We start from the raw sequence: 9,647 nt of genomic DNA on the forward strand, positions 1-9,647 counted from the left end.
CGATGCCACCGTCGACGCCTCGAACAGCTCACGCACCGCCACCCGCGCATCGAGTGCCGCACCCAACCGCGCCGCCACCTTCATCGCGACGAGCGAGTTGCCACCGAGCTCGAAGAAGTCGTCATCCGCGCCGACGCGCTCGACGCCGAGTACCTCGCCGAACACCGACGCAACGATCTCCTCCACCGGCGTCGACGGAGCACGGAACACCTTTGCCTCGAACTCCGGCGCCGGCAAGGCCTTCCGCTCCACCTTGCCGTTCACGCTGAGCGGCAACCGATCGAGCACCATCACTACGGCCGGGACCATGTACGACGGCAACGATCCCGGAAGACCCTCCCGGATCGTCTGGCCGTCGAGCGGCCGACCGTCGGCGCCACCGACGACATAACCCACCAACTGGGTGCCGACATGCGCATCCTCGCGAGCCACCACCACGGCCTCGATCACACCGGGCTGAGCCCGCAGCGCGGATTCGATCTCGCCGAGTTCGATCCGGAAACCGCGCACCTTCACCTGGAAGTCTGCGCGCTCCAGGTACTCGAGCGTTCCCCGGTTCTGGGCCATGTCCGAACGCCACCGCACCACGTCACCCGTGCGGTACATCCGGCCGCCGGCAGTGTCGAAGGGGTTGGAGACGAATCGATCTGCGGTGAGGTCGGACCGGCGGTGATAGCCGCGCGCCAGCTGAGCACCGGCCAGGTAGAGCTCACCTGCGACCCCGGCGGGCACCGGGTGTAGCCGCGAGTCGAGCACGAAAACCTGGGTGTTCCACTCCGGCGAGCCGATCGGCACCGTGACCGTGTCCGTATCGGAGGTCCGGTACGAGGTCACCGAGACCGCCGCCTCCGTCGGGCCGTAGAGATTGTCCAGCCGCGCCGAGCTCACCCGGCGAAGCCGCGCCCCGGTGGCGGCGGGCAGTGCCTCGCCGATCGCCAGCACCCGGGTGACCGAGTCCGGGAACGTGGTGTCCGACTCGGCGAGCAGCATCGACAGCATCGACGGGACCACGTGCAGGGTGGTCACTGCTTCCCGGGCCATCAAGTCGAGCAGGTAGCCCGGGTCCTGGTGGCCGTCGGGGCGGGCGATCACCAGTCGTGCGCCGGTCTGCAGCGCCCACCAGAACTCCCACACCGACAGGTCGAACGTCGCTGCGGTCTTGAGCAGCACCGCGTCCCGAGCGCCGATCTGGTACTCGGCCTGCTTCCAGAGCAGCTGATTGACAACCGCGCCGTGCGAGACCGTGACACCCTTCGGCTTTCCCGTCGACCCGGACGTGAAGATCACGTATGCCGGGTGGGACGGGAGCAGCGGCGAGGTCCGCTCGGCATCGGTGACCGGCGACCCGTCGAGCGCTGGCGCGTCGTCGGAGTCCACCGGCAGGGTCTGCACGTCGCCACCCAGTTCCACGTTGTCGTCGGTTCGGGTGAGTACCAGGACAGGCGCTGCGGATTCGAGTACCAGCGCGGTGCGCTCGGCGGGATGGTCGGGATCGAGTGGCACATAGGCGCCGCCGGCCTTGACGATCGCGTACATGCCGACCATCAGGTCCAGCGACCGGCGCATTGCCAACCCGACGAGAGACTCCGGCCCCACACCAAGGGCAATCAGCCTGCGTGCCAGACGATTCACCCTGGCGTCGAACTCGCCGTAGCTGAGCATCTCGCCCTCGAAGACCAGTGCCGTAGCCTCCGGAGAACGCGCCACCTGGCTGTCGAAGTGGTCGACGAGCGTCGATTCGGGCACGACCTCGGCGGTCGCGTTCCAGTCTTCGAGCATGTGCTCCCGCTCGGCTACACCGAGCAGGTCGACGTCCCCGACGACCACCGTCTGGTCCGCGACCACGGCCTCGAGGATCCGGACGAATCTGGCCCCGAAGGCATCCGCAGTCCCGGCATCGAACAGCGCCGTCGAGTAGGTGAGCCCTGCCGACATACCTCGGGGACCACCGTCGCTGCCGTAGCTGTCGGCGATGATCAGATGCAGGTCGAACTGCGAGATCTCCTCTTCGAAATCCACCGCAGAGACGGACAGCCCCGGTAGCTCGAACTCTCCCTCGGCCAAGTTCTGGAACGAGAATCCCACCTGGCACAAGGGATGCCGGGCCGTCGACCGTGTCGGGTTCAGGACCTCGACCAGACGCTCGAACGGCACATCTGCATGCCCGAAGGCCCCCAGGTCCACCTCCCGCACCTGCTCGAGCAGTTCCGTGAAGGTGGAATCTGCGGCGACCTGCGCGCGGAAGACCAGCGTGTTGACGAACATGCCGACCAGGTCGTCCAGTGCCTCCTCGCCACGCCCGGCAAAGGGGGTACCGACCGCGATGTCCTCGGTTCCCGACGACCGCGCCAGCAACACCGCGAATGCCGCATGCACGACCATGAACAGCGTCGAGTTGTGGGTGCGCGCGACCTCGACCAGCCCCTTGTGCAGGTCCTCGCTCACCGCGAAGTCGACCTTGGCACCGTGGTACGACTGCACGGCAGGGCGAGGACGATCCGTCGGAAGCTCGAGCTGATCCGGCAGCCCGTCCAACGCCGATGTCCAGTAGTCAAGCTGCTGTGTCATCAACGAGTTCGGATCGTCCTGCGAACCGAGCACCGCCCGCTGCCACAGTGCGTAGTCGGCGTACTGCACCGGCAACGGCGCCCACGCCGGCGCCTGTCCCGTACTGCGGGCGGCGTACGCCACCATCACGTCACGTGTGAAGGGCCCCATCGAGGAACCGTCCGCGGAAATATGGTGAACGACCATTGCCAGGACATGTTCGACACCGGCGTCCTCCTCGACGCCATCGCGCTCGACCCGGAGCAGGAGTGCGCGCACCGGGACCTGAGCGGTCACGTCGAAGCCCGACCGAATGAACTCGGTGACAGCGCTCGTCACCTCGTCTGCCGCGATCGGCACCACCGCGAGATCCGGAACCGCGCGGTCGGTGGGAAGAATCACCTGAACGGGCCCATCCGCGGTCTCCGGGTACACCGTCCGCAGGACCTCGTGCCGGGAGACCACATCCGCAACGGCCGCCCGCAGTGCGTCCACATCCAGTCGTCCGGACAGCCGGATCGCCACCGGGATGTTGTACGCCGAGGAGTCCGGGTCGAAATGGCTCAGGAACCACATCCGCTGCTGCGCCAACGACAACGGCACCTGCTCCGGGCGCTCCTGCCTGGTCAGCGCCGCCCTCGCACCGCTGCCCGCCAGCGAGGCCACTCGGGCTGCCAACGATTCGACGGTGGAGGCGTCGAACAGATCCCGCACGGGCACCTTGGTCTCGAGCACAGATCCGAGGCGAGCGGTGACCTGGGTCGCGATCAGCGAGTTGCCACCGAGCTCGAAGAAGTCGTCGTCGAGACCGACCCGCTCGACACCGAGCACCTCCGCGAACACGTTCGCGACGATCTGCTCGACCGGCGTGGACGGGGCCCGGAACACCTTCGCCTCGAACACCGGCTCCGGCAACGCCTTCCGATCCAGCTTGCCCACCGGGGTCCGCGGGATCTCGTCGAGCACCATGATCGACGCCGGCACCATGTACGCGGTCAGCGACAGGGCAACGAAGGCGGTCAGCGCGGCCGGATCAATCGAACCGCCCTCGACCGGGAGCACATACGCCACCAACGAGGACACCCCAAGCGCATTGGTGTGCCCCATCGTGATCGCGAAGTCCACGTCCGGGTGCGCCGCCAGCGCAGCATCGATCTCGCCCAGTTCGATCCGGAATCCACGCACCTTGACCTGGTGGTCCACACGGCCGAGGTAGTCCAGTTCACCCTCGTCGGTCCAGCGCACGATGTCACCGGTCCGGTACATACGCTCGCCACCGCCACCGAACGGATTGGCCACGAAGCGATCAGACGTCAACGCCGACCTACCCAGGTACCCACGCGCGACACCGGGCCCCGACAGGTACAGCTCACCCGCGACACCGTCCGGCACCAGGTGCAGGCGGGAATCGAGTACATGAGCGGACACGCCCCGCAGCGGCCCACCGATCAGCACCGGACGCGTCGCCAGCAGATCACCGATGGTCGCGAGAACTGTTGTCTCGGTCGGGCCGTAGCCGTTGAAGAAGTCCCGACCCGGCGCCCACCGCACCACCAGGTCCTGCGAGCACGCCTCACCGCCCACCACCAACGAACGGAGGTCGTCGAGTCCGGACGGGTCGACCGAGGCCAACGCGGCCGGAGTGATGAACGCATGCGTCACCCGCTCGTCCCGCATGAGCACACTCAGTTCCGCACCGCCGTAGACCGTGGGCGGCGCGATCACCATCGTTGCCCCCGCACCGATCGCGAGCAGCAACTCGAGCATCGAGGCATCGAAACTCGGCGACGCGAAATGCAGGGTCCGCGAACCGGAATCGATCTTGAACCGATCCCGCTGTTCCGCCGACAGGTTCGACAGCCCGCCGTGCGTCACCGCGACGCCCTTCGGCTTGCCCGTCGACCCCGACGTGTAGATGACATAGGCCGTGTTCTCGACCCTGACAGCCGCCAGACGTTCGGATGCCTCCACCTCACCCGCCGGCTGCGCGTTGCACCTGACCTCGAAGTCGACATCGTCGAGAACCAGCCACCGAACCGTGTCCGGCAACCTGTCCACCGACGCCGACACCGTCAGTCCGATCCGCGCACCCGAATCCGATGCCATGTGCGCCACCCGCTCCGCGGGATAGTTCGGGTCGACCGGGACGAACGCGGCACCGGTCTTGGCCACCGACCACACCGCCACAACGGACTCGATCGAACGAGTGATCCCCAACGCCACGAACGACTCCGGCCCGACACCCTCGGAGATCAGCACGCGGGCCACCCGCGACGACCACTCGTCGATCTCCCGGTACGTCAGGGAGCGGTCACCGTCGACCACCGCGATCGCCGACGGGTTCATCCGCACCGCATCGGCGAGCATTTCCGGCAACGCATGGATCGGACCGGCGTCCGCACCCCGGCGGCTGCTCAGATCCGCCAGCTCCGCCGGCCCCAGAATCTCGATGTCGCCGATCTCCGTTGACGGCGTCGCCACCGCCGCGCAGACAATCCGGACCAGCCGCTCCGCGAAGCCGACAACGGTCTGCTCGTTGAACAGATCTGTGGCGTACAGGAATTCGGCGGTGATTCCGTCGGCGACCCCGTCCTCGGTGAACGACTCGACAATCGACAGCTGCAGGTCGAACTTGGCGACGTGCCCGTCGAATTCGACCCCACTCAGGCGCAGGCCCGGCAGCTCGAAGCCGACGGGACCGGTGTCCTCCATCGCGAGGGCAACCTGGAACAGCGGGTTGCGCGACTGCGACCGAACGGGGCTCAGCACCTCCACCAACCGCTCGAACGGCACGTCCGCATTCGCGAACGCCGACAGGTCGCTCTCCCGCACCTGCTCGAGCAGGTCCACAAAGGTGGTGGACGACTCGGCCTGCGTGCGCAGCACCAGCGTGTTGACGAACATGCCGACCAACTCGTCCAGCGCCGCTTCGCCACGTCCGGCGATCGGCGTGCCGATCGCGATGTCCGAGGTCCCGGACAGCCGGGCCAGCAGCACCGCGAGCGCCGAGTGCAGCACCATGAACATCGTCGAACTGTGGTTCTGGGCAAGATCGCCGAGACCCTTGTGCAGCGCCGCGTCCAGGGTGAACGACACCACCGCACCACTGTTGGTCGCCACGACCGGCCGCGGCCGGTCCGTGGGCAGATCCAACTGATCGGGCAACCCGTCCAGCGCCCGCTCCCAGTGCGACAACTGCTGCGAGATCAGCGACTCCGGGTCGTCCTCGGAACCGAGGATCTCCTGCTGCCACAGGCTGTAGTCCGCGTACTGCACCTCGAGCGGCGCCCAGCCGGGCACGCTCCCCGCACGGCGGGCGGCGTAGGCGACCATCACGTCGCGCGTCAGCGGCCCCATCGAGAAACCGTCGCCTGCGATGTGGTGAACCACCAGCACGAGCACATGCTCGTCGGTGCCGGCCACGGCGAACAGCCGCGCCCGCACCGGAACCTGTGCGGTCACGTCGAATCCGGCGGTGACCGCCTCGGTCACGCGTGCGACCGTGTCCTCCGCGGCGATAATCTCCGGCGTCAGCTCGACGGCGAACTCACCGACGGGCAGGACCTCTTGTCTGCCGGCTCCGTCCACGGACGGGTAGACAGTGCGCAGCGACTCGTGGCGGGCCAACACGTCACCGACAGCCCCCTGCAACGCCGCCACGTCCAACTCGCCGGACAGTCGCACCGCCGCGGGAATGTTGTACAGGGACGACGAGGTGTCGAACTGGTTCAGGAACCACATCCGAGACTGCGCCAACGACAACGGAACTCGCTCGGGCCGCGGACCCGCAACCAGCGGGCGACGCCCACCACTACCTGCGTGCAATCCCACCTGAGCAGCCAGCGCCTCCACCGTCGACGAATCGAACAACTCACGCACGGCGACCCGCGCGTCCAACGCAGCACCCAACCGCGCCGCCACCTGCATCGCCACCAGCGAGTTGCCACCGAGCTCGAAGAAGTCGTCATCCAGACCGACGCGCTCGACACCGAGCACCTCACCGAACACCGACGCCACGATTTCCTCGAGTCGGGTCGACGGTGCACGGAACACCTTCGCCTCGAACCCCGGATCCGGCAACGCCCTGCGGTCCAGCTTCCCGGAGCTGTTCAGCGGCATCTCGTCGAGCACCACGAACGCAGCCGGAACCATGTACGACGGCAGTCGAGCGCCCAGATGAGCCTTGAGTTCCGCAATCTCGAGACCTGTCCCTGCGACATAGGCCACCAACCGGTCACCGACGTGCGGGTCGTTGTGCAGCACGACGACGCACTGGTCGAGTCCGTCGACGTCGAGCAGCGACGACTCGATGTCACCGAGCTCGATCCGCAGACCACGCAACTTGACCTGGAAGTCGGTGCGGCCCAAGAACTCCAACTGACCGCCGGTGTTCCAGCGCACGAGGTCACCGGTCCGGTACATGCGCTCACCGGGCTCACCGAACGGGTTGGCGACAAACCGGTCCGAGGTCAGGTCGGCGCGGCCGTGATAGCCACGAGCCAACTGCACACCGCCGTGGTAGAGCTCGCCGGCGACGCCGACGGGCGCCGGCTGAAGGCGTGCGTCGAGCACGTACGAGGTGGTGTTCCACACCCCGCGGCCGATCGGGACCACGGAGACGTCACCGATGTCGGTGGCATCGAAGTGGGTCGTGGTGATCGCGGCCTCGGTCGGGCCGTAGGTGTTCTCGACCCGGACACCACGCGCCGCGACCCGGCGGGCTGTCTGGGGGGTGAGCGCCTCGCCACCACCGAGAACCTGACGCAGCGACATCGGCAACGCCGAGTCCTCGTCGGGCAGCAGCATGTCCAGAAGCGACGGGACGAACTCCGCGATCGTCACCGAATGCTCGTCCATGACCTTGGCCATGTACGTGGGATCCCGGTGCCCGTCCGGCCGCAGGATCACCACCGCCCCACCGATCTCGAGGAGCGCGAAGCACTCCCAGACCGAGACGTCGAACGTGACCGGCGCCTTCTGCAGGGTCCGGTCGGCCGAGGTCAGGCCGAAGTAGCCGTGCATCCAGCGAGTCTGGTTGGTGATCGCGGCGTGCGAGACCGTCACGCCCTTCGGGCGACCGGTCGACCCCGAGGTGTAGAGGATGTACGCGGCGTTGGCCGGCCGGAGCGGGGCCATCCGGTCCGCGTCGGTGACCGGGGTGGCGGCGTGGGCCGAGAGGTCGAGGCGGTCGAGTTCGACCACATCGGCACCCATCGGCAGCTCGGCACCGGTGCCGGAGGTCGTCAGCACGCACACGGGTGCCGACGAGGCCAGCACGTACTCGATGCGATCGGCCGGGTGCTCCGGGTCGATCGGCACGTAGGCGCCACCAGCCTTGACGATCGCGTACATCGCGACCAACAACTCGAACGAGCGGTGCAGGCACAGGCCGACCGCGGTGTCCGGCCCGACACCCCGGCCGATCAGCAGGCGGGCAAGGCTGTTCGCGCGGGCATCGAACTCGGCGTAGGTGAGCTCGACGCCCTCGAAGACCAGCGCAACCGCGTCTGGGGTGCGCGCGACCTGCGCGTCGAACAGGGCAACCAGCGTCGTCGGCTCGGCATCCATCGCCGTGTCGTTCCACCTCCGCAGCACCCGTTCCCGCTCGACCTCGGCGAGGAGCGCGACGTCGCCGACCGGCCGCGACGCGTCGCGGGTCGACTCCTCGAGGATGCGCACGAAACGCTCCGCGAACGACGCGATCGTCGACTCGTCGAACAGGTCCGTCGCGTACACGAAGCTCGCGTACATCCCGGTCACCGTGCCGGACTCGTCGACGCTCTCACCGAGAGTGAGGTCCAGGTCGAACTGCGTGACCTCGATCTCCGTATCCAACGCGCTGACCGTCAGGCCCGGCAGCTCGAAAACCGCCCGCTCCTGGTTCTGCAGCGACAACGACACCTGGAACAACGGATTGTGCGCCTTCGACCGCGCCGGGTTCAGGGCATCGACCAACTGCTCGAACGGCACATCCATGTGACCGAACGCCCGAACATCGGTCGCACGAACCGACGCAAGAAGATCCGCAAACGACGCGGACGAGTCGACCGCGGTCCGCAACACCAGAGTGTTGACGAACATGCCGACCAGATCGTCCAACGCGGCCTCGCCGCGGCCACCGACCGGCGTACCGACCGCGATGTCCGACTCACCCGACAACCGCGCCAGCAGCACCGACAGCGCCGCATGCAACACCATGAACGGCGTCGCACCATGCGCGGCCGCGAGATCGCGCACAGCCCGCGCGATCCGCTCGTCCAACCCAAAGTCGTACCGCGCACCGCGCATCGACTGCTCCGCCGGCCGCGGCCGGTCCATCGGCAGGTCGAGCGCGGCAGGCAACGCCGCCAACTCCTCGGTCCAGAACGCGAGCTGCTGCGCGGCCACACTCGTCTCGTCGTCCGGCGACCCGAGCACCTCGTGCTGCCACAACGCGTAATCCGCGTACTGCACCGGCAGCGGCGCCCACGCCGGAGCCACACCCTCCGCACGGGAGGAATAGGCCAGCATCACGTCGCGGGCGAGCGGCGCCATCGACACACCATCCGCACTGATGTGGTGTACCACCATCACCAGCACCCGATCGGTATCGGACACCTCGAACAACCGCGCGCGCACCGGCGGCGCAACCCGCACATCGAAACCGGCAGAAAGGAACTCCGCCGCCACCGCGAGCAGGTCGGATTCGGCGACGCACGTCGGATCCAGGTCGAGGTCGACCTCCGAGACCGGCACGACCACCTGATGGGCGACGCCGTCCAACTCCGGGTACATCGTCCGCAGCGACTCGTGCCGCGCCACCACGTCACCGACCGCCGCCTGCAACGCAGCCACATCCAACTGTCCGGACAGCCGAATCGCCATCGGAATGTTGTACGCAGTCGACTCCGGATCGAAACGGTTCAGGAACCACATCCGAGACTGCGCCAACGACAACGGCACCCGCTCCGGACGCACACCCGCAACCAACGCCAACCGGCCACCCGCACCGACCTGCGACTCCACCCGAGCCGCCAACGCCGCCACCGTCGACGCCTCGAACAACTCACGCACCGCGACCCGCGCGTCCAACGCAGCACCCAACCGCGCCGCCACCTGCA

General features: G+C 67.7%; 1 protein-coding gene (only partly in view). It reads right to left on the reverse strand.

The genetic code is table 11. The annotated features are described in order from the left end of the window. On the reverse strand, positions 1–9,647 hold part of the coding region annotated (locus ACFO6S_RS13725) for a non-ribosomal peptide synthase/polyketide synthase (RefSeq protein WP_378417820.1) (this coding region is incomplete at its 5' end). The annotated region extends 19,959 nt beyond the left edge of the window; 9,647 of 29,606 annotated nt are visible.

Origin of the sequence: Rhodococcus kronopolitis (assembly GCF_042654025.1) — a bacterium.
Taxonomy (GTDB): domain Bacteria; phylum Actinomycetota; class Actinomycetes; order Mycobacteriales; family Mycobacteriaceae; genus Rhodococcus_G; species Rhodococcus_G kronopolitis.